We start from the raw sequence: 20,385 nt of genomic DNA, 5'->3' as shown, positions 1-20,385 counted from the left end.
GCAAAGGTAAAAAAAAGCTAAATCACGGCCCGCGTGGTCGCCAGGCCGAGATGCATTTTCTGCATCGGGATTATTCAACAAACGCAATGGCGATGGGCAGTAAAGCACGTTTTTATAGCCACATGATTTCACAACACGTGGACCGTTATGTCGCTGATTCTCATGAAAAGACGCAGATTTTTCTGGCCCACCTTCAGGCTGAACGGTTGGCCCTGGCTGCTGCCCGCGCTGGTGTTGGGGCTGTGGTACCTCGCCGCCGCCGGGCACTGGATGCCGGAACAAATACTGCCGGCCCCGGCAGTGGTGGCTGATACCGCGCTGTCGCTGCTGGGGAGCGATCTGATTGGCCAATGGGGCGTCAGCCTTCAGCACCTGGCGAGTGGGCTGCTGCTGGGGGTGATGGCGGGCACCCTGCTGGGGGCGCTGTTTGGCCTGGTACCGGCCGCCGCCCGGCGTATTGAGCCGTTGTTTTATGCGCTGGCGCAGATCCCGACTCTCGGTTGGATCCCGCTGTTTATGGTGCTGTTTGGCATCGATAACGGCCTGAAGCTGGCGGTTATCGTCAAAACCACCATCGTGCCGATGACCATCAACACCCAGCAGGCGGTAACCAGCGTGCCGTTAACGTTGGGGGAAGCGGCGCAGGTGATGAACTTCTCCCGCTGGCAGCGCCTGCGTTGGCTGGTGATCCCCGCGAGCCTGCCGGGCTGGTTCACCGGCCTGCGGCTGGCGCTTTCCCAGGCCTGGGTTTCGTTGATTGTGGTTGAACTGCTGGCCTCTTCCGAGGGCATCGGCTACCTGATGGTCTGGGGCCGTCAGCTGTTTCAGCTGGATATTGTCTTCGTCACCATTGCGGTGGTGGGCCTCAGCGGCTTGCTGATGGAGTGGGCGACCAACCGTCTCTACACCCGGCTGGTGTTCTGGCCGCAGCCTGCGACCGGGCGTCTGGCCTGGAAACCGCAGGCCAGCTGGCAGGCGTTTCAACTGCCGTTAATGCTGCTGGCATTGTGGCAACTGGCCAGCCAGTGGGGCTGGATCGACACCACCTTATTCTCATCGCCGCTGTCGGTGGCGCAGCGCGCGCTTGAAGGCACGCTCAGCGGTGAACTGACCGCGGCGATGATGGCGAGCCTGGGGCGGGCATGTTCCGGCGGTGCGCTGGGTATTGTTGCCGGGCTGCTGTGCGGATTGCTGCTGGCCCTGCGTCCGCGCGCCGGGCAGATATTCACCCCGACGCTGAACGTCCTGCGTCATATCGCGCTGTTTGCCTGGCTGCCGCTGCTGACGGCATGGGTCGGCAACGACAACGGCGGCAAAATCGTGTTCATCGCGCTGGCGGCTTTCTTTCCAATGTTCTTCAGTACGTTACAGGCCGTCGGCCAGCGCGATCCGCAGCTCGACGATGTGGCCAGGGTACTGCGTTTTGGCACGCTGACCCGCTTGCGGCAGCTGATTCTGCCGGGAGCCGCGCCAGGGATCTTTGCCGGCCTGCGCCTGGCCTTGATCTACGCCTGGCTTGGCAATATCGGTGCGGAATATTTCATGTCCTCCGGGACCGGCATCGGCAGCCTGATGATCAATGCGCAGCAGCTGCTTGATATGCCGACCATTCTCTGCGGGATGGTGCTGATTGGCCTTACCGGGGCGGCGCTGGATAAAGCCGGACGTTTACTGGAATTTCGCGCCACCCGCTGGCGCCAACAGGAGCAATGATGATCGCATCGACTTTGGTCTCTTTTCACCACGTGCGTAAATCCTGGCAACAGGTCACGGCGCTACACAATTTTAGCCTCGATATTGCCGCCGGCGAGCTGGTGGCTCTGGTCGGCAGCAGCGGCTGCGGCAAGTCGACGCTGCTGCGGATGCTGATTGGCCTTGAGCCGGTCACGCAGGGGGAGATCTGCGTGAACGGCCAGCCGGTTGTCGGGCCAGGAAAAGATCGCGGCATCGTGTTTCAGGAGCCGCGGTTGTTTCCCTGGCTGAAGGTTATCGACAACGTGATGCTTGGCCTGGCGGATGAACCGCTGAGCCGGGCGGAGAAGCGCCAGCGCGCGCTGGAGATGCTGGCGCGCGTTCAACTGACTGAGTTCGCCGATGCGCTACCGGCACAGCTTTCCGGTGGGATGGCTCAACGGGTCGCGATTGCCCGCGGGCTGATCGCACGTCCGCAAATTCTGATGCTTGATGAACCCTTCGGCGCGCTGGATGCCCTGACGCGCCACACCCTGCAGCAGGAGCTGCTGCGCATTCACCGGCAGGCGGGGACCACCACGTTGCTGGTGACTCACGATGTGGAAGAGGCCGTGGTGCTGGCCGACCGGGTGGTGGTGCTCTCGCCGCGCCCGGGGCGGATTCGTGAAGTGGTGACGCTGGCGCTACCGCATCCTCGTCAGCGCGATGAGGCGGGATTCGCCGCCGCCTGCCGCCAGATTCGTACATTGATTACTACTGCCTGATTTAACTATTTAAGGAGTGACAACATGGGACATCCTTCTGTCTACCCGACCGGGGCCACGCTTTACGATCCGCAGCGGGCGTGGAGCGGCTATACCGTTTTCCAGGCGACCGAACATGGCGCGGTGCTGGTGGATATGAACGGCAACGTGGTCCGTGAATGGCCCGAGCTACATGGTTTTCCGAATAAAATCCTGCCCGGCGGCGCGATCCTTGGCCACAGCGGCGAGCGCGATCCCCGCTACGGCATGCAGGATATGCTCGATCTGATTCAGGTGGACTGGGAAGGCAATATCACCTGGCGATTCGAGCGCTATGAGCAGGTCAACGACCCTGGGCATCCGCCGCGCTGGATGGCGCGCGCGCACCATGATTATCAACGGGCGGGGAACCCGGTGGGCTATTACGCACCGGGGCTGGAGCCACAGGTGGAGGACGGCAATACCTTAATTCTTGCCCATACTAACCTGGTCAACGAGGAGATTTCCGACAAGCTGCTGCTGGATGACACCATCATCGAAGTCGACTGGCAGGGCAACGTGGTGTGGGAATGGCGATGCAGCGATCATTTTCACGAGCTGGGCTTTGACGAGGCGGCGCGGACGGCGCTACGCAATAACCCCAATATGCGCGCCAGCGGCGGCGGTATGGGCGACTGGATGCACATTAACTCGATGTCGGCGCTGGGGCCCAACAAATGGTATGACGACGGCGATGCGCGTTTCCATCCCGACAACATCATCTGGGATGCGCGGGAATCCAATATCATTGCCATCATCGACAAACAGAGCGGGCGGATTGTCTGGCAGCTGGGGCCGGACTACAGCAAGCCGGAGCTGAAACATCTGGGCTGGATTATCGGGCAGCACCATGCGCATATGATCCCTCAAGGCTTACCGGGCGCTGGCAATATTTTGATCTTCGATAACGGCGGTTGGGCCGGATACGGTGCCCCCAATCCGGCCTCGGCGGACGGCGTGAAAAATGCGTGGCGCGACTATTCGCGGATCCTTGAGATCAACCCGGTGACGCTCGATATTGAATGGCGTTATTCGCCGTATGAGGCGGATCTACCGCAGCCGACCGATTCGTACCGCTTCTATAGCCCTTATATCAGCAACATGCAGCGCCTCGAAAATGGCAATACCTTGATCAACGAAGGGTCCAACGGACGCGTTTTTGAAGTCACCCGTGACCATGAGATCGTCTGGGAATATATCTCGCCGTTCTGGGGAAAAACGTTAAATAACAATATGGTTTACCGCGCCTACCGGATCCCGTATCACTGGATCCCGCAGCTGGCATCGCCGGCAGAAACGGCGATCGCGGCGGTGGATGTGCGCACCCTGCGGCAGCCCGGTGCGGCGGCGGCGGGTCCTGCCCAGAGCGTGGTGCGCGTTGCTGGCGTGCAGCCTTACAGCAAAAGCGCCGATGCGCTGTGCGTGGCAACCGACAACGATACCCTGCATCGCAGCCCGAAACTGTTCCGCGTCGCCGAAAGCCGCTTTGTGCCGGTGAGCACGCAAAGCGAACTGGCTGGCGAGCGTCCGATTCTATTGTTTGTCGGGGCCGAGCGCTGCGTCCACTGCCGTAAGCTGTGGCAACGGCTGAGCCATGAGACGCTCGCCGACCAGATTGCGCCGCTGGAGACACGTTATCTCGATGCCGATCGCCACCAGGCGCTGGCGCAGCAGCTCGGGGTTCGCGGGTTACCTGCGCTGCTGGTGCTGAAATCCGGCAAGCCGACGGCGCGGGCCCCGGCGGACCCATCCGTGGACAGTCTGGTGAACTGGTTACAAAGCGCGGTGCTGTAAGTCTGTCTGCGCCTGGCAAATCTGACCGTTTTGCCGCTTGTTTGCTACCCTTTGCCCTACACGCAGGCGAGTCATTCTCCTGTCATCTTCGTTAAGCATGCTCTGGCGAGCCAATTTTTGCTGAGTAGGGAAAGAGCAACATGTCCAACAATCTGACGATTTTCGACTTGGATAATACCTTGATTAAGGGCGACAGCAGCACGGTCTGGAGCCGCTTCCTGGTACGGGAGGGTTGGGTGAGCGATCCGGCGTATCTGGCGCGGGAAACCTTGCTGATGGACGACTACGATCGCGGCGAGATGAATATCGCCGACTATGTCGCGTTGCTGCAGGCGCCGCTGAGCGGCGTGCCGCAGGCGGAGGTCGACGCGCTGGTGGCCCGCTGCGTGCATGAAGAGATTGTGCCGCGGGTCTATCCGCAGGCGTGGGATCTTCTGCAAACCCTGCGCGCGCAGGGCGAACAGATGCTGGTGATTTCGGCTTCGGTCAGCCTGCTGGTTAACGCGGTGGCGAAGGCATTGGGGATTGAGCAGGCGCTGGGTATCGATGTGGAGATGGCCGACGGCGGCTACAGCGGCGTGATTGCCGGCACGCCGAGCTATCAGCAGGGGAAGGTGGTGCGACTGGCGGCGTGGCAACAGGCCCATCCAGAATATTCGGGTGAGGTGACTTTCTACACCGATTCGATTAACGACCTGCCGCTGTGCCTGCATGCCGACCATGTCCGGCTGGTCAATCCCTGCCCCCAGCTCACGGCGGCGAATGCAACACACCGCTGGCCGGTGTTGGCGTGGCGGCTGTGATTTATCCTGGAGGCGGCGCATTGCGCCGCCTCCGGGAAAAGCTAATCAGCTTTAAATAATGGCACCACGCTGCCGCCAATATACCGGCGGCGCAGCCACGCGGAGAGGGTATCCATCGCCATCACCACCGCGACCAACAACAGGGTGATAAACATCACCACGTCCCAGTTCCACAGGCGCATATTTTCCGCATAGATCAGGCCGATGCCGCCGGCGCCGACGAAACCTAACACCGCGGCGGAGCGGGTATTCGACTCAATCTGATACAGGCTCAGCGCCAGAAACGTTGGGAACGACTGGGTAAAAATGCCGAAGCGATGTTTCTGCAAGCCGTTGGCGCCCACGGCGGTCAGCCCGCGCCCGGGCGAACGGTCGACCGCTTCATGCCCTTCGGCGTACAGCCGTCCAAGCAGACCGGTATCCTGCATGATAATCGCCAGCACCCCGGCCAGCGGCCCAAGCCCTACGGCGCGCACGAAAATCAGCCCCCAGATGGCCATATCAATACCGCGCAGAACGTCAAACAGACGACGCATCAGCAGGGCGATAAACCCAGGGATAAGCCCGCGCATAATGTTGCGCGCCGCGAGGAAAGAGAGCAGCAGCGCAATCACCGTAGCGGTCAGAGTGCCGACGAAGACAATCGCCAGCGTGATGCCGATCTGCGTGAAGTAGTAGCGGAAGGGCCAGTTCCAGAAGTCATGCCAGACAAACATCCGCAGCAGATAGCGGCTGATTTGCTGCAGCCCGGTGGTTAGCTGCTCGCTGCTGATGCCGAACTGCATAAAGAACCAGACGTAATAGAACACGCTCGCCAGCGTCAACAACCCGACGAAACGCAAATAGCGCCCCTGGGCCCGATATAACTGCCGATGCTGCCGACGACTGGCGGCCACATCCGGTTGGTTTTGCCATTGACTCATTTTTTGCCCTCAAGAACCCACTGTCGCAGGCGGCCGGACAGCATATCCAGCAGCGACACCACGATGATAATCAGCAGCAACGTGATGCTGACCTGATCGTAACGATCCAGTTTGATATTGGTCATCAGCTCCTGGCCGATCCCGCCGGCGCCCACTAGCCCAAGAATGGTGGACGAGCGGAAGTTAATCTCCAGGCGCATAAAACCGTAAGAGAGAAAGATCGGTTTGACCTGTGGCCACAATGCAAAACGGATCCGCTGTATCGGCGAGGCGCCGCACGCCAGCAGGCCGCGCACCGGTTTGTCCTGGGCGCTTTCCACCGCTTCGTAAAACAACTTGGTCAGGCTGCCGACGGTGTGCAGCATCAGCGCCAGAAAGCCGGGGATCGCGCCAATGCCGAAGGCCATCACGAAAATCACCGCCCACGCCAGCTCCGGCATGGTGCGTAAAAAGGCCACCACCACGCGGATGGCAAAGCGCACCGGCGGCGGTGACCAGGCGTTGTTGGCGGCGAGAAACGCCAGCAGAGTGGCGATGGCTACTGCGACCAGCGTCGAGGCCAGCGACAGCTGTAAGGTCTCCCAGATCAGCGGCAGCTGAATTGGCAGCCGGTAGCCCCAGTAGGCCAGCGAGCCTTTGGTGTGGGAGTCGGCAAACAGCGTGCTGAAATGGAGCGTCGGCAGCGTCTCATACATGTAATCGAGAAAATTCGGCAGCGAATGCCAGATGGTGAAGAGATTAAATTCAGCGGCGCTGCCGGCGGCGAAATAGAGCACCAGTAACAGCAGGGACCAGCCGAAGGTGTCGCGCTTTTGCCGCGTCCGTACCTGCTGGTAATAGCGTTCAAATTCGGTGTTCGATATATTCATACGTCGATGGGTCTTCAGCATGCCGCCGCCTCACGCGGGTGATCGCGGAGGCGGCGTTGGGGCGGGATTAACGCGCGCTTACCAGCTCGCGTTTCATATCGATAATCTGCTGGAAATCAGCCATGCTACCCGGGCCGATATGCTGGGTACCGCCCATGGCTTTGATAAAGCAGGCGTGGTCTTCGGTATCCAGTTTTTTGATCGCGGTAATGACTTTGGCTTTGAAATCAGCCGGTAGCGCATTGCTCACCAGGATCGGGCCGTTAGGGATCAGCGGCGATTGCCAGATGATGCGGATCTGCTTCATCAGATCGGGATGATCCATACGAATCAGTCGGTTAAAGGCACCAACGCTGTAGCCGCTGTTGTAGTCGCCGACCATTGAGGTCCAGGTGACCGCGCCCGCGAACTGGCCGTTCAGAACCCCGAGAATGTCCTGCTCGTGGCCGCCGGAGAAGGTGACGCTGGAGAAGAAGTTTTTGTATTTATCATCCGACGTGCCGCCGAATTTCTGTTTAAAGGCGTGGTTGGGGATCAAAAAGCCGGAAGTGGAGTCCGGGTCGGCGAAACCAAACGCCTTGCCTTTCAGATCGTCTAGCGTTTTGTACGGGCTGTCGGCTTTAACGATCACCACCGAGTGGTAGCCGCGGGACTGATCTTTATCATCCACGGCGATCCCGACAATATCGACCGCTTTCGGGTTATTGATATACACCGAAGCGTAGGACGAAGGTGACATGCTCAGCACCACGTCCACTTTACCGCCCAGCAGACCCTGGATAACGCCGGAATAGTCGGAAGAGTTACGTAATTTGGTATCGACGTTCAGCTCTTTATCGAGGAACTGTTTGACGCACTGGTTATCACCAATTTGCTGGGTGGCGTTCTGGCCCCCGAGGATCCCCAGATTTAATTCTTTTGGCTGTTCCGCAGCACCTGCCTGCCACGCCATCATTATTCCCGCAACCGCTGCGGATAAACGAAATGCACCAGTGATGTGTTGTTTCATTATGTTGTCCGTGTGAGTGGCAATTAATGCAATTGGCTAATTTCATCCCCGTACAGCTGATGCAGAATGTCCTGCGTCAGCCGTGAAGGATGGTCGTCAAAAATAATGTTGCCCTTCGCGACGCCAATAACGCGCGTGCAATACTCTTTCACCAGCTCCACCGAATGCAGGTTCACCATCACGCTGATGCCCTGTTCGCTGATTTCGCGCAGGACATTCATGATGCGCTGCGTATTTTTAGGATCGAGAGAGGCAACCGGCTCGTCGGCCAGTAAAATGCCAGGGTTCTGCATCAGCGCGCGGCAGATGGCGACGCGTTGCATCTGGCCGCCGGAGAGATTTTCTGCACGCTGTAGCGCGTGGGGTAGCATGTTCATCCACTCCAGCAGCGAAATGGCGCGCGCCCGGTCGGCGTCAGGGAAGATCTTAAACAGGGATTTCAGCGTTGAGGTCTGGCTCAGGCGGCCCAGCAGCACGTTGGTCAGCACGTCGAGGCGCGGCACCAGACAAAAGTCCTGGAAAATCATGCCGCATTTGCTGCGCCAGGCGTTTAACGCCCGGCCCGTCAGCTTCGCCACATCGTGGGGAATGCCCACTTCCGGGTAGCTGAGGATCTCGCCGCCGGTGGCGCTGTGGGTGCCGTTCAGCACATGCAGCAGGGTGGATTTCCCGGCGCCCGAGCGGCCGATCACGCCTACCAGTTCACCGGCATGGAGATCGAAACTGATGTCAGCCAGCACGGTTTGCTGTGCGCTGTATGACTTATTCAGGTTGCGCACGCTTAAGACTTTCCGCTGCCGGGCGCTGTCGGGTTGACCCGCTGGCGGATAATCGGTGTCGGTGACCATGGCTAGAGAACTATTCATCACAGTGTCCAGGTTCGTCATTAAACTGGGCACTATTAATGGTGTTTTATGTGATCGTTATATGACGGTAAGACGAAAGAATGGTGAACGGCGCGGTTATTGCGTGAGCGCGGACGGCGAAACCGGCAGGAAAAAACGGGCCCTGGCGCAGGATGCCGGGGCCCGTCAGACGGCCTTGTCAGGCGGCCTGGCCGCGGGGGTGACGCCGGCTCAAGCGGTGGTTGGCCAGCAGGCTCAGGCCGCAGCACAGCAGGTAGTAGACCACACCGGTGAAGACAAAAATCGCCAGCGGGTAAATCTGCACCCGGTTGTTGACCTGACCGGCGACGGTGGTCAGCTCCGGGACGTTAACGATAAACGCCAGCGAAGTGTCTTTCAGCAGGTTAATAAAAATACCCACCAGCGACGGCTGCACATTGCGTAGCGCCTGGGGCAGCAGGACAAAGCGTAGCGTTTGCCCGGCAGAAAACCCCTGACTGCGGGCGGCTTCAGGTTGCCCGGCGGGTAACGACTGCAGGCCTGCCAGCACCGAATGCATCACCGATGCGGCAGTAAACCATGCCAGCGCCAGGGTCACCGTCACCGCGCCGGGCAGGTCGCTCCCGGTGAGCATCGGCAGCAGATACCACAGCCAGAAAATGACGAAAATAAGCGGAATACCGCGGATCAGCTCGGCCCACAGAAACAGCACCCGACGCACCACGCCGCCGTAACGCCAGGCGGCCCCGGCCAGCACAATGCCGAGGGGCAACGCCAGCGCCGCCGCGCCAATCGCCATCATCAGCGTCAGGGCGACGCCACCGGGAATGCCTTCCGCCAGTCGTCCCCACAGCAGGTAATCGAGGTTATCGGCGATCACCGCCAGATTAGCGTTCATGCGACAGGCTCCTGAGCGGCGTTTTGCCCGGACCGAGACGCGTCAGCACCATCCCCATGAGCACCCCGAGCGCCAGATACAGCGCCGTGCCGACGGCGAAGGCCTCCAGCGCGTGAGCGTTATAGCTCTCAATTTGCCGCACCTGGTAGGTCAGCTCGGCAAAGCCGATGCCGCTGGCAAGCGATGAGAGCTTCATCAGGTTCAGATACTGGCCGACGATCGGCTGCCAGGCGTTGGTCAGCCCCTGCGGTAGCAGGATATGACGCAGCTCGCCCCACGGCGTAAAGCCCTGCGCGAGGGCCGCTTCGCGCTGGCCGTGGCTGACGGCACGCAGTCCGGAGGCGATCTCTTCCACCAGAAACGCCGAGGTAAACACCCCCAGTCCCCACATAGAGCAGAGAAACTCCGGCGTCAGCCACCAGACGTTGCCCGGCAGTATGGACCAGGCGTGGTCGGCATTAATAAAATCCCGCACCGCCAGCGGCAACAGGTTCCAGGCGGCGAAATACCAGAACAGCAGCTGCACCAGCAGCGGGGTGTTGCGAAACAGCGAAACCCAGCAGGCTACCAGACCGCGCCCGGTTCGCCCGCCGCCTAAGCGCAGGGCCAGCAGCACAATCGCCAGCGCGGTCGCCAGCAGGATACCGGCGACGCTGACCCACAGGGTGGTGAGAAAGCCGGAAATAATCCACTGTAGCGGCTGCCCGCTCAGCACGCCGTGCCAGTCGAGTAGCGGGGTCATTCGAGGCTCTCCTGGTGCAGCGGATCCAGTACCTTTTGCAGAAAGCGCCGGGTGCGGGCGTGCTGGGGCCGGGCGAAAAAGTCCGCCGGGGGGGCCACTTCGAGAATATCGCCGCCGTCGATAAACACCACCCGGTCGGCAATATCGCGGGCGAATTGCATCTCGTGGGTCACCACCACCATGGTGATGCCGCTATGGGCCAGCTGCTTCATGACCAGCAACACTTCGCCAATCATTTCCGGATCGAGCGCCGAGGTTGGTTCATCGAAGAAGATGATTTGCGGCGAGGAGGCGAGCGCCCGGGCGATGGCCACCCGCTGCTGCTGGCCGCCGGAGAGCTGAGAGGGCATGTGCTGCGCCTTATCTTCCAGCCCGACCTGTTGCAGCAGCTCCAGCGCCCGCCCGCGGGCGGCGTTTTTTTGCCAGCCGTGGACGCGCTCCAGCGCGAGGGTGATATTGTCCTGCGCCGTCAGATGGGCATAGAGATTGAACTGCTGAAACACAAAGCCCACGCGGCTGCGTAGCTGGCGCAGGGCGCTGTTCGTCAGCTGGCGGGTGGGTTTCCCGTCGATCAGGATCTCACCGTCGCTGAGGGATTCGAGCTGGTTGATCAGGCGGATCAGCGTTGATTTCCCCGATCCCGACGGGCCAAGGATTGCCACCACTTCCCCCGGTTCAATCTGCAGGTCGATCCCGTTGAGAACCTGATGGTCGCCGTAGCGTTTGGCCGCCTGGCGAAATTCGATACTGGCGCGCTGCAAATGCGAAAAATCCGCGGACGAAGCCGCGGAGCGTGAAAACAGACCCGATAACATATTATTTCGCTTCTATGGTAAACGCGCGCGGCTGTGGGGTTTTAGTGGCAGGACCAAACCAGACATCATAGATTTTTGCCGCCTGGCCGGATTGCTCCAGCTTCACCAGCTCGTCGTTGACCGCCTTCAACAGCGCAGGTTCGCCTTTTTTAACCCCCACACCAATCTCCTCTTTGCTCAGCAGGTCGGGGATGATTTTAAAGCTGGCTTTGTCCGGCGCCTCTGCCAGCAAACCGGCCAGAATGGTGCTGTCCTGGGTAATGGCCTGGACGTTGCCGTTGCGCAGCGCGGTCAGCGCCAGCGGAATATCGTCATAGGAAAGCACCCGCGACTGCGGGAAGCGTTGGTGCAGAGCCTGTTCGCCGGTGGTGCCTTTTACCGCGCCAATCCGCGCTTTGCTGTAGCTGTCGAGCTGGTCTGCCGCTTTGACCGGCACGAGGAACTGCTGGCCGGTAACAAAGTAAGGTGTCGAGAAATCAATCACCTGAGCGCGCTCCGGGGTGATGGTGATATCGGCGACGATCAGGTCAGCCTTGCCGGACTGCAGCAGCGGAATACGGTTGGCCGGGTTAGTGGCGACCAGCTCCAGTTTTACCCCCAGCGATGTTGCCAGCGCCTTGGCAAAATCGACGTCATAGCCCACCAACTGGTGGGTTTTTGGATCAACCGAGCCGAACGGTGGGTTAGCATCAAAAGTGGCGACTTTGACCACGCCTGCGGCCTTGATATCGGCCAGCTGGTCCGCCTGGGCCTGCGTCGTTAACCCCAGAATCCCCAGTGCTAACGCGAGTGTTGTTTTTGCCATGCGCATAATTTATTCCCCTGAATCCCTGTTTTTATGTTGTGGCTATTACGCTCCCACAGATTCACCGGGCCGGGCAAAGAAGAAAAAATGCTTATTTATATCGAAATACACATAAGGAAGTTATGGGTATCTCTGCGCCAGCTCTGTACCAGCTTCCGGGCGACGGGAACGCGGGTAATTTGCATCTTTTGGGATTGGTAACCCGGAATTGATATTTCCCGCCCGGCGTCATCTGTGGTTGAAATAACGTCAGACACATTGCGTCCCGACGGAGGAAAAATGAAAGTGGCACTATGGCAACGGATCACGGGCTGGCTGGCGTTTTTATCTAACGGTGAAGCCGGGCAGCAGGATACCCAACGCATGATGGAGGCAATATTACCGGTCGCCAGCCTGTACGGCGTGGATATCGCGAATGTTGAAACAAGGTGGTTCCGTCATGATAAAACATACTGAGCGACGCAGGACGCGTGAAGCCTACTGGAATGAGGTGTGCTTTGTGTAGCGCGAGGCTACTGGCGGTTGCGGTAAACGGGACAGTATCCGCAGCCGCCAGCAGCTTTAATTTTTGCTAATCCCCAACGGTTTGACCTTGCCATGCAGCGCCGGATTGTCGCTCTCATCTTTGAGATGCACGCCGGTCAGACGACGTAAAAACGCCTGCTCCAGCAGCCACGCCAGCTTAAAGGCGGCGGCTTCATACCTCAGCCCGTCCGGGCGAATATTCGAAATACAGTTGCGCTCTGACTCCAGCCGCTGACGATGCGGTTGCCAGGTCAGATAGACCCCGAGGCTATCCGGAGACGAGAGTCCCGGGCGCTCGCCAATCAATATCGCCACCGCTCTGGCCCGCAATGTTTCACCGATATCATCGCCCAGCGCCACCCGCGACTGATGGGCCAGCACCACCGGTGCCAGGCTGATGCCCAGCGTCTGCAGATAGGGCAGCAGGGCGCGAATCAGCGGCAACGCCTGACGGTGCACGGCATACGACGACAGCCCGTCGCCAATCACCAGCAGCAGGTCTGCCGGACGGGTGCCGCTAGCGGCCAGATCGGCGCGGCTGGCGTCACTCAACCGCCGTCCGAGGTCGGGGCGATTAAGGTAAATATGGCGATCGCTGGCGGCGCTGTGCACCGTCAACGATGACAGCCCCATCTCCGCCAGCGATGGTTCCAGCTGCTCGCTTTCAAATGGCCGGTGAATCGCATCGCGGGCTCTGGCATGGGCAAGGCCGAAGTTGAGCACTTCACGGGTGGGCAGGCTGGCGCCGCTGCGCCCCAGGGCAATCCGTGCATCGGTAAATTCGCGCAGCGGGTTCCAGGCATCGGGTCTGTTCATACTGGTGCTCCTTGCGGCATGACGGAGAGCAGCGGATGGCGGGCATCGGTCAGGCGCAGCGTACCGTCCGGGTCGATAATCTGCATTTTCGCCAGCCAGGCGGCAAATTCAGGGGCGTGCTTTAACCCCAGCAGTCGGCGGGCGTACAGCGCATCGTGAAACGAGGTGCTCTGGTAGTTGAGCATGATATCGTCGGCGCCCGGCACGCCGATGAGAAAGGTCAGCCCGGCGTTGCACAGCAGGGTCAGCAGGGTGTCCATATCGTCCTGATCCGCTTCCGCATGGTTGGTGTAGCAGACATCGCAGCCGATCGGCAGCCCCATTAGCTTCCCGCAGAAATGGTCTTCCAGACCGGCGCGGATAATCTGCTTACCGTCGTAGAGATACTCCGGGCCAATAAATCCCACCACCGTATTGACCAGCAGCGGCTCGAAATGGCGGGCCACGGCGTAGGCGCGGGCTTCGCAGGTCTGCTGATCGACGCCATGATGTGCGTTGGCGGACAGCGCGCTGCCCTGTCCGGTTTCGAAATACATCACGTGGTTGCCCAGCGTACCTCGATTGAGGCTCAGGGCGGCCTCGCGCGCCTCCTGCAGCAGTGCCAGGTTGATACCAAAACCGCTGTTGGCCGCCTCGGTGCCCGCCACCGACTGAAACACCAGGTCCACCGGCGCCCCGCGCTCAATCAGCTGCAGGGTGTTGGTGACGTGGGTCAGAATGCAGGACTGGGTCGGGATGGCGAAGCGCTGGATAATATCGTCGAGCATATGGTTGAGCTGCGCCAGAACCGGCAGGCTGTCGCTGGCAGGGTTGATGCCGATAACCGCATCCCCCGCGCCGTACAGCAGGCCGTCAAGCATGCTGGCGGCGATCCCTTTCATGTCATCCGTTGGATGATTGGGCTGCAGGCGCACGCTAAGGTGCCCCGGCAGGCCGATGGTATTGCGAAAGTGGGTGATGACCCGACACTTGCTGGCCGCGAGGATCAGGTCCTGATTGCGCATCAGTTTGCTGACCGCCGCCGCCATTTCCGGGGTGATCGCCCGGGCCACCTGTTGCAGAGTGGCGGTATCGGTGGCGTCATCCAGCAGCCAGTCGCGAAAATCCCCCACAGTCAGGTGGCTAATGGCGGCAAACGCCGCGCTGTCGTGGGTGTCGATAATCAGCCGGGTCACCTCGTCCTGCTCATACGGAATGAGGGGATTAGCCAGAATCTCCGTCAGCGGGACGTCCGCCAGCGCAATTTTCGCCGCCATCCGTTCTTCGGCGCTATCGGCGATCACGCCCGCGAGGGCGTCGCCGGAACGGGCTGGCGAGGCCTTAGCCATCAGCGTTTTCAGACTATCAAAGCGCCATACCTGGCCCGATAGCGTGGTTTTATACATGCCGACTCCTTACGAAACGATGCGCAGCTGCGGATCCAACGGGGCGCGTTCACGGGCTGAGGCGGTTTTGCGAAACCACAGATAGCCCCCCAGCATCATGGCCGCGAAAATCAGCGCCAGCAGCGGGTTGTACCAGACCATCGCGACCAGGCAGAGCACCGCCATCGCCAGAGCGAAGGCCGGGGCCCACGGGTAGAGCGGCGCGCGGAACGGACGAATCAGGTTCGGCTCGCTGCGGCGCAGCTTAAACAGCGCCGCCATCGAGGTGATATACATAACAATAGCGCCAAATACCGACATCGTGACGATGCAGGCGGTCAGCGGCATGCCGCTAATGGTGATCAGCGAGTCGGAGAAAATCGCCGCGATACCGACCACGCCCCCGGCAAGGATCGCCAGATACGGGGTGCGGGTACGGCGGTTGAGGGTGGCGAGACGGGCGGGCAGGTAGCCGGCCCGCGCCAGGGAGTAGATCTGGCGCGAGTAGCCCATAATGATGCCGTGGAACGACGCCACCAGGCCAAACAGTCCCAGCCACACCAGCATATGCAGCCAGCCGCTGCTGCTGCCGACCACCATTTTCATCGCCTGAGGCAGCGGGTCGTTGATATTGGCGAGGGTACGCCAGTCGCCGACGCCGCCGGCAAACACCATCACCCCGATAGCCAGGACGGTCAGGGTCAGAATGCCGCCGCCGAGGGCGCGTGGAATGGTGCGCTGTGGGTCTTTGGCTTCTTCGGCCGCCATCGATGCGCCCTCAATGGCCAGAAAGAACCAGATGGCAAACGGAATCGCGGCAAACATTCCCGGCAGCGCCAGGCCGCTGAAGCTTTCCGCTCCCGCCCAGCCGTTGGCAGTAAAGTTGCTCCATGAGAAGCCCGGTGCGACCACTCCCATAAACACCAGCAGCTCGAAAATCGCCAGCAGGGTAACAATCAGCTCGAAGGTGGCCGCAATCCCGACGCCCAGGATATTCAGCGTCATAAAGACCACGTAAGCGCCGCAGGCCACCCATTTGGGATCCAACGCCGGAAACTGGACGTTAAGATAGGCGCCGATCGCCATGGCGATGGCCGGGGGCGCAAAGACGAATTCAATCAGGGTGGCAAACCCGGCGATAAAGCCGCCGGTGGGGCCAAAGGCGCGGTAGGCGTAGGCAAACGGCCCCCCGGCGTGCGGAATGGCGGTGGTCAGTTCGGTAAAACTAAAGATAAAGGCGCAGTACATGGCGGCAATCGCCAGCGCCACAATCATAAAGCCCATTGTCCCGGCCTGGGACCAGCCGTAGCTCCAGCCAAAATATTCGCCGGAGATCACCAGCCCGACCGCTATCCCCCATAAACGGAAACTGCCGAGCGTTCTTTTTAATGTTGTCGTTTGCCCTGTCATATTCACTGCCTCGCCAGATGAAGAGAGTCTTATACCCGTCATACTTCAAGTTGCATGAGCGTTGGCAATACTCGGCCCATCCCTGGGCCTCACCCCTTCGGGGCCAGCGCAAGCGCTGTTCAATTCGGCTTCGCCTCTTGTCCTGCAACTCGAATTATTTAGGGTATGGCGTTGCAAAGAGAATGCCATCTTTCCGGCATGGACTTTCGCGCTCTGGCGTGAGGCGATGCGCAAAAAAGAGGCGGCCTGCACGACGATTGACAACCGTTATGGTGCAGACCGCCTGATGCGCTTAAGGCGGTGGGTACCTGGGGTTATTCGCTGACGATCGCGCCAGCATCTTTGCGGATTGCCGGGCCGGTTTTCACCTTCAGGGTAAGGCCTTTGGTCTCCAGTTCGGCGTTACGCACCCGGATGCCGTTCTCCGCTTCAATATTGACGTTGGTAAAATGGAAGCCGCTGAGCGGGGCTTCCGGCGTCCCGATGATATAGGCCGCGGCTTTGCTGGTGCCGGTCGAGGTTAAATTTTCGACGGTGATATTGCTAAAGTGCGGCGTTTTATACTGGTCGAACGGCTGTTTTGGATCGCTGTCCGGCGGATAGATCTGTTCGCCGAGGGTAAAACCGCCCGCCTGTAGCTGTTTGTCGACTTCCGCCTGCACAATTGGCGCCGCTTTGTAGTACGCGGAGAACACCAGCGGGACCTCGACGTTATGCATTTTGGTATTGCGGTAAACGATGTTCTTCACCTCGCCGCCTTTGCCGCGCGGGCTCTTAATGCGGATGCCATACATCGAGCCGTCAAAGGTATTATTTTCCACCACGACGTTATTGACCCCGCCAGAGCTTTCGCTGCCGATGGAGATCCCGCGCCCCTGTTTCAGGGTGTTGTTGGCGATGTAGATATTACTCACCACGCCATCAGGGAAGCGCGGGTCGGCTTTTTCCGCTTTGATGGCGATATGGTCGTCGTTGCAGTCGATGTAGTTATTGGTAATGCGGATGTTCTGGCTATCAATCGGGTCGATGGCATCGGTATTCGGCGCATGCCAGGGCGAGAGAATGCGCGTGCCGTTGATGTCGACATCGTGGGCGTAGCGGGTCACCACGTGGAAGCTCGGCGAATGAGTCAGGGTCACGCCGTCGATCAGCACATTGTTCGCGCGGGTGATGTAAATCAGCCGCGGTCGGTCGGTACCGCCTTTCTTGCCGGTGGCGCGGATATTTTCCCGCCAGCGTTCCCACCACACTGCGCCCTGACCGTCGATGGTACCTTCGCCGACGATCGCGACGTTTTGCGCATCGGCGATGCTGATAAACGGCAGCCAGCCATTTTCCGCTTCGGCATATTTCGTTTTGTCATCGCCGCGATAGGCCGCGACCTCCGTCGACGCTACCAGAGTAGCGTCTTTTTCCAGCTTGAGCTGAATATGACTTTTCAGAAACAAAGGGTTAGTCAGATAGTTGCCCTTGGGGACCAGCACGGTTCCTCCGCCTGCGGCGGCGCAGTCATCAATCGCTTTTTGGATGGCCTCGGTATTGAGCGCAATCTGCAGACGGTGGCCCTCCGCGCCGTAGCGGGTGATATCGCAGACTTTATCGGGAAAGGTCACCTGGCTTGCCGCCTGCGTGGGGACAACCGGCAGGATGCCCACCGCGGTCACGGCAGCCAACAGAGGAAGAGTACGGCGTTTCATGAATACGTCCTTTTTTTGGTTTTGTGTTTTATAAAATTAGCACTCGCATTTTATTATTGGCCGTGCGGCGATCACGATTTACGCTTTGTCGTTAATTTGCCCGAATGTTGGGCGTTTTTTTCTGGCGTATGCCCATCAAAAAACCGCGCTGGCGGCGAGAATGTGCGGGGGGTTTTGCAATTTGGCGTGGGGCAGGGTATAACAAATCCTCTTTGGATGTTTAGATGTCCATACGTTTAGAAGGTAATATGCAAACAACACAACAACAAGGTGGGCAATTAAAGCGCACCATGAAGACCCGCCACCTGATCATGCTGTCATTGGGGGGCGTTATTGGCACAGGGTTATTTTTCAATACCGGCTATATCATCTCCACCACCGGCGCGGCAGGTACGCTGCTGGCCTATCTGATTGGTGCGCTGGTGGTATGGCTGGTGATGCAGTGTCTGGGCGAACTGTCGGTGGCGATGCCGGAGACCGGCGCGTTTCACGTCTACGCCTCACGCTATCTTGGCCCGGCCACCGGGTATACCGTGGCGTGGCTGTACTGGCTTACCTGGACGGTGGCGCTCGGTTCCAGCTTTACCGCCGCCGGATTTTGTATGCAGTACTGGTTCCCGCAGATCCCGGTGTGGATCTGGTGCGTGCTGTTCTGCGTGATTATCTTTGGCCTCAACGTGATTTCTACCCGCTTTTTTGCCGAAGGAGAGTTCTGGTTCTCGCTGGTGAAAGTGATCACGATTATCGCGTTCATTATTCTCGGCGGCGCCGCGATCTTCGGCATTATTCCGATGCAGGATGGCTCACCGGCTCCCGGTCTGCATAACATTACTGCCGAAGGCTGGTTCCCGCACGGCGGACTACCGATCCTGATGACCATGGTGGCGGTGAATTTTGCGTTCTCCGGTACCGAGCTGATTGGCATCGCGGCGGGAGAGACGGAAAACCCGCATAAAGTGATCCCGGTGGCGATTCGCACCACCATCGCCCGGCTGATTATCTTTTTTATCGGCACCGTCTTTGTGCTGGCGGCGCTGATCCCGATGCAGCAGGCCGGGGTGGAAAAAAGCCCGTTCGTGCTGGTGTTTGAAAAAGTCGGGATTCCGTATGCTGCGGATATTTTTAACTTCGTGATCCTGACGGCAATTCTTTCGGCAGCGAACTCCGGGCTGTATGCCTCCGGGCGGATGCTGTGGTCGCTGTCGAATGAGAAAACGCTGCCGGCGTGCTTTGCCAAAGTGAATAAAAACGGAGTCCCGTTGACTGCATTGTCGGTCAGCATGCTGGGCGGCGTGCTGGCGCTGTTTTCCAGCGTCGTGGCGCCGGATACGGTGTTTGTGGCGCTGTCGGCGATTTCCGGCTTCGCGGTGGTGGCGGTATGGCTGAGCATTTGCGCCTCGCACTTTATGTTCCGCCGTCGTCATCTGCAGCAGGGAAAAGCGCTGAGCGACCTGCACTATCGTGCGCCGTGGTATCCGCTGGTGCCGGTGCTGGGCTTTATTTTGTGCCTGGTGGCCTGCGTTGGCCTGGCGTTTGACCCCAGCCAGAGAATTGCGCTGTGGTGCGGGATCCCGTTCGTGGCGCTGTGCTATGGTGCCTACTATCTGACCCGTTCACGGAAATTGACCCAGGAGCCTCAACATGTCGCAGAATAATCCGTTAACCACCATTCTTGCCAGCCAGCCCTTTGTCCTGCTAGATGGCGCGATGGCAACGGAGCTGGAAGCACGCGGCTGCAATCTGGCCGACAGCCTGTGGTCGGCAAAAGTGCTGCTGGAAAACCCGCAGCTGATCCGCGATGTGCATCTCGATTACTTCCGCGCCGGGGCGCAGGTGGCAATTACCGCCAGCTATCAGGCGACGCCGGTCGGGTTTGCCGCCCGCGGGCTGGATGAGGCGCAGTCGAAAGCGTTGATTAGCCGCAGCGTTGAGCTGGCGCGCAAGGCGCGGGAGGCTTATCTGGCGGAGAATCCGCAGGCAGGCACGCTGCTGGTGGCCGGTTCCGTCGGGCCATACGGCGCGTTCCTGGCGGACGGCTCTGAGTATCGCGGCGACTATGTGCGCAGCCGCGAAGTGTTTCAGGATTTCCATCGCCCACGCATTGAGGCGCTGCTGGATGCCGGGGCCGATCTGCTGGCCTGCGAAACCCTGCCATCCTTTGCTGAGATCGCGGCGCTGGCGGAGTTGCTGAGCGGCTACCCAAGCGCGCGGGCCTGGTTCTCGTTTACCCTGCGTGACAGCGAACATCTGAGTGACGGAACGCCGCTGCGCGAGGTGATAACTCTGCTGCAGGGCTACCCGCAGGTGGTGGCGGTGGGGATTAACTGCATCGCGCTGGAAAACACCACCGCAGCTCTGGCGCATCTGCAGAGTCTGACTCCGCTGCCGCTGGTGGTGTACCCGAACTCCGGCGAGCATTACGACGCGCAGAGTAAAACCTGGCATCATCATGGCGAAAGCTGCGCCACGCTGCACGATCATCTGCCGCAATGGCTGGCGGCGGGGGCGAAGCTGATTGGCGGCTGCTGCCGGACCACGCCGAAGGATATTGCTGAGCTCCACGCACGGCGCTGAGGTTGCGTCGACTTACCCGGCC

The 20,385-nt window shown here is 59.8% G+C and carries 19 protein-coding genes; 7 read left to right on the top strand and 12 right to left on the bottom strand.

The features are described 5' to 3' along the window. Nucleotides 1-162 precede the first annotated feature (162 nt). The 4 genes from ACMYSN_RS09790 to ACMYSN_RS09775 all read left to right on the top strand — a co-directional run bounded on the left by ACMYSN_RS09790 (nt 163) and on the right by ACMYSN_RS09775 (nt 5,071). Entirely contained in the window at nt 163-1,713 is a 1,551-nt protein-coding gene (locus ACMYSN_RS09790) for an ABC transporter permease (protein WP_462497855.1), read from the top strand. Further along, nucleotides 1,713-2,456 carry an ABC transporter ATP-binding protein gene (locus ACMYSN_RS09785; protein ID WP_462498235.1) on the top strand — a complete coding sequence of 248 codons (744 nt, stop codon included), beginning with the start codon at nt 1,713-1,715 and terminating at the stop codon, nt 2,454-2,456. Before ACMYSN_RS09790 ends, ACMYSN_RS09785 begins: the two co-directional genes overlap by 1 nt. 24 nt (nt 2,457-2,480) lie before the next feature. Further along, nucleotides 2,481-4,268 carry an aryl-sulfate sulfotransferase gene (locus ACMYSN_RS09780; protein ID WP_462497854.1) on the top strand — a complete coding sequence of 596 codons (1,788 nt, stop codon included), beginning with the start codon at nt 2,481-2,483 and terminating at the stop codon, nt 4,266-4,268. Nucleotides 4,269-4,408: 140 nt separating this feature from the next. Continuing rightward, nucleotides 4,409-5,071: an HAD family hydrolase gene (locus ACMYSN_RS09775; RefSeq protein ID WP_462497853.1), complete on the top strand. Its 663-nt coding sequence runs from the start codon at nt 4,409-4,411 to the stop codon at nt 5,069-5,071. Between the two features lie 41 nt (nt 5,072-5,112). Here ACMYSN_RS09775 and phnE (ACMYSN_RS09770) read toward each other — a convergent pair whose 3' ends face one another. From phnE (ACMYSN_RS09770) to ACMYSN_RS09735, 8 genes are all read right to left on the bottom strand, one after another. Next, nucleotides 5,113-5,994, bottom strand: coding sequence for a PhnE/PtxC family ABC transporter permease (gene phnE / locus ACMYSN_RS09770; protein ID WP_462497852.1), 882 nt, complete (start codon nt 5,992-5,994; stop codon nt 5,113-5,115). Beyond that, nucleotides 5,991-6,863, bottom strand: coding sequence for a phosphonate ABC transporter, permease protein PhnE (gene phnE, locus ACMYSN_RS09765; RefSeq protein ID WP_123756212.1), 873 nt, complete (start codon nt 6,861-6,863; stop codon nt 5,991-5,993). The genes phnE (ACMYSN_RS09770) and phnE (ACMYSN_RS09765) overlap by 4 nt, the downstream gene beginning before the upstream one ends. Nucleotides 6,864-6,930: 67 nt before the next feature. Further along, entirely contained in the window at nt 6,931-7,872 is a 942-nt protein-coding gene (gene phnD / locus ACMYSN_RS09760; RefSeq protein ID WP_462497851.1) for a substrate-binding domain-containing protein, read from the bottom strand. Nucleotides 7,873-7,895: 23 nt separating this feature from the next. Then, nucleotides 7,896-8,738 carry a phosphonate ABC transporter ATP-binding protein gene (gene phnC, locus ACMYSN_RS09755; protein WP_462497850.1) on the bottom strand — a complete coding sequence of 281 codons (843 nt, stop codon included), beginning with the start codon at nt 8,736-8,738 and terminating at the stop codon, nt 7,896-7,898. A gap of 178 nt (nt 8,739-8,916) precedes the next feature. Beyond that, complete coding sequence (locus ACMYSN_RS09750; protein ID WP_462497849.1) at nt 8,917-9,615, bottom strand: amino acid ABC transporter permease; 699 nt, start codon at nt 9,613-9,615, stop codon at nt 8,917-8,919. Then, a complete protein-coding gene (locus tag ACMYSN_RS09745; RefSeq protein ID WP_462497848.1) occupies nt 9,605-10,357 on the bottom strand; it encodes an amino acid ABC transporter permease in 753 nt (250 codons plus the stop codon). Before ACMYSN_RS09745 ends, ACMYSN_RS09750 begins: the two co-directional genes overlap by 11 nt. Next, entirely contained in the window at nt 10,354-11,172 is an 819-nt protein-coding gene (locus ACMYSN_RS09740; RefSeq protein ID WP_462497847.1) for an amino acid ABC transporter ATP-binding protein, read from the bottom strand. The genes ACMYSN_RS09745 and ACMYSN_RS09740 overlap by 4 nt, the downstream gene beginning before the upstream one ends. A gap of 1 nt (nt 11,173) precedes the next feature. Further along, entirely contained in the window at nt 11,174-11,983 is an 810-nt protein-coding gene (locus tag ACMYSN_RS09735) for an ABC transporter substrate-binding protein (protein WP_462497846.1), read from the bottom strand. Between the two features lie 273 nt (nt 11,984-12,256). Between ACMYSN_RS09735 and ACMYSN_RS09730 the strand changes: the two genes are divergently transcribed. After that, nucleotides 12,257-12,433, top strand: a complete 177-nt coding sequence (locus ACMYSN_RS09730; protein WP_123755613.1) for a hypothetical protein — start codon at nt 12,257-12,259, stop codon at nt 12,431-12,433. A gap of 105 nt (nt 12,434-12,538) precedes the next feature. Here ACMYSN_RS09730 and eutC read toward each other — a convergent pair whose 3' ends face one another. From eutC to ACMYSN_RS09710, 4 genes are all read right to left on the bottom strand, one after another. Next, complete coding sequence (gene eutC / locus ACMYSN_RS09725; protein WP_462497845.1) at nt 12,539-13,318, bottom strand: ethanolamine ammonia-lyase subunit EutC; 780 nt, start codon at nt 13,316-13,318, stop codon at nt 12,539-12,541. Then, nucleotides 13,315-14,703, bottom strand: coding sequence for an ethanolamine ammonia-lyase subunit EutB (locus ACMYSN_RS09720; RefSeq protein ID WP_462497844.1), 1,389 nt, complete (start codon nt 14,701-14,703; stop codon nt 13,315-13,317). Before ACMYSN_RS09720 ends, eutC begins: the two co-directional genes overlap by 4 nt. 9 nt (nt 14,704-14,712) lie before the next feature. After that, entirely contained in the window at nt 14,713-16,092 is a 1,380-nt protein-coding gene (gene eat, locus ACMYSN_RS09715; RefSeq protein WP_123755616.1) for an ethanolamine permease, read from the bottom strand. 314 nt (nt 16,093-16,406) lie between these two features. Further along, entirely contained in the window at nt 16,407-17,789 is a 1,383-nt protein-coding gene (locus tag ACMYSN_RS09710; protein WP_462497843.1) for a glycoside hydrolase family 28 protein, read from the bottom strand. Nucleotides 17,790-18,037: 248 nt separating this feature from the next. Here ACMYSN_RS09710 and mmuP point away from each other — a divergent pair, with 248 nt between their 5' ends. Beyond that, on the top strand, nt 18,038-19,444 hold the full coding sequence (mmuP, locus tag ACMYSN_RS09705; protein WP_462497842.1) for an S-methylmethionine permease: 1,407 nt from the start codon (nt 18,038-18,040) through the stop codon (nt 19,442-19,444). After that, the gene (mmuM, locus tag ACMYSN_RS09700; protein ID WP_462497841.1) at nt 19,431-20,363 is read left to right on the top strand and encodes a homocysteine S-methyltransferase; all 933 of its coding nucleotides are present in this window, start codon (nt 19,431-19,433) and stop codon (nt 20,361-20,363) included. The genes mmuP and mmuM overlap by 14 nt, the downstream gene beginning before the upstream one ends. Nucleotides 20,364-20,385 lie beyond the last annotated feature (22 nt).

It is taken from the genome of Klebsiella sp. R445 (genome assembly GCF_051131755.1).
GTDB lineage: Bacteria > Pseudomonadota > Gammaproteobacteria > Enterobacterales > Enterobacteriaceae > Klebsiella > Klebsiella lignicola.
This window is presented reverse-complemented; position numbering and strand designations above follow the sequence as displayed.

What these genes read in the sequence shown, in the direction of transcription:
- ACMYSN_RS09720 (WP_462497844.1), bottom strand. Translation starts at nt 14,703, where the DNA reads ATGTATAAAACCACGCTATCGGGCCAGGTATGGCGCTTTGATAGTCTG.
- ACMYSN_RS09775 (WP_462497853.1), top strand. Translation starts at nt 4,409, where the DNA reads ATGTCCAACAATCTGACGATTTTCGACTTGGATAATACCTTGATTAAG.
- ACMYSN_RS09790 (WP_462497855.1), top strand. Translation starts at nt 163, where the DNA reads ATGAAAAGACGCAGATTTTTCTGGCCCACCTTCAGGCTGAACGGTTGG.
- ACMYSN_RS09735 (WP_462497846.1), bottom strand. Translation starts at nt 11,983, where the DNA reads ATGCGCATGGCAAAAACAACACTCGCGTTAGCACTGGGGATTCTGGGG.
- phnE (WP_462497852.1), bottom strand. Translation starts at nt 5,994, where the DNA reads ATGAGTCAATGGCAAAACCAACCGGATGTGGCCGCCAGTCGTCGGCAG.
- mmuM (WP_462497841.1), top strand. Translation starts at nt 19,431, where the DNA reads ATGTCGCAGAATAATCCGTTAACCACCATTCTTGCCAGCCAGCCCTTT.
- phnE (WP_123756212.1), bottom strand. Translation starts at nt 6,863, where the DNA reads ATGAATATATCGAACACCGAATTTGAACGCTATTACCAGCAGGTACGG.
- eat (WP_123755616.1), bottom strand. Translation starts at nt 16,092, where the DNA reads ATGACAGGGCAAACGACAACATTAAAAAGAACGCTCGGCAGTTTCCGT.
- ACMYSN_RS09750 (WP_462497849.1), bottom strand. Translation starts at nt 9,615, where the DNA reads ATGAACGCTAATCTGGCGGTGATCGCCGATAACCTCGATTACCTGCTG.
- mmuP (WP_462497842.1), top strand. Translation starts at nt 18,038, where the DNA reads ATGCAAACAACACAACAACAAGGTGGGCAATTAAAGCGCACCATGAAG.
- ACMYSN_RS09710 (WP_462497843.1), bottom strand. Translation starts at nt 17,789, where the DNA reads ATGAAACGCCGTACTCTTCCTCTGTTGGCTGCCGTGACCGCGGTGGGC.
- ACMYSN_RS09785 (WP_462498235.1), top strand. Translation starts at nt 1,713, where the DNA reads ATGATCGCATCGACTTTGGTCTCTTTTCACCACGTGCGTAAATCCTGG.
- ACMYSN_RS09740 (WP_462497847.1), bottom strand. Translation starts at nt 11,172, where the DNA reads ATGTTATCGGGTCTGTTTTCACGCTCCGCGGCTTCGTCCGCGGATTTT.
- eutC (WP_462497845.1), bottom strand. Translation starts at nt 13,318, where the DNA reads ATGAACAGACCCGATGCCTGGAACCCGCTGCGCGAATTTACCGATGCA.
- ACMYSN_RS09745 (WP_462497848.1), bottom strand. Translation starts at nt 10,357, where the DNA reads ATGACCCCGCTACTCGACTGGCACGGCGTGCTGAGCGGGCAGCCGCTA.
- ACMYSN_RS09730 (WP_123755613.1), top strand. Translation starts at nt 12,257, where the DNA reads ATGAAAGTGGCACTATGGCAACGGATCACGGGCTGGCTGGCGTTTTTA.
- phnD (WP_462497851.1), bottom strand. Translation starts at nt 7,872, where the DNA reads ATGAAACAACACATCACTGGTGCATTTCGTTTATCCGCAGCGGTTGCG.
- ACMYSN_RS09780 (WP_462497854.1), top strand. Translation starts at nt 2,481, where the DNA reads ATGGGACATCCTTCTGTCTACCCGACCGGGGCCACGCTTTACGATCCG.
- phnC (WP_462497850.1), bottom strand. Translation starts at nt 8,738, where the DNA reads ATGAATAGTTCTCTAGCCATGGTCACCGACACCGATTATCCGCCAGCG.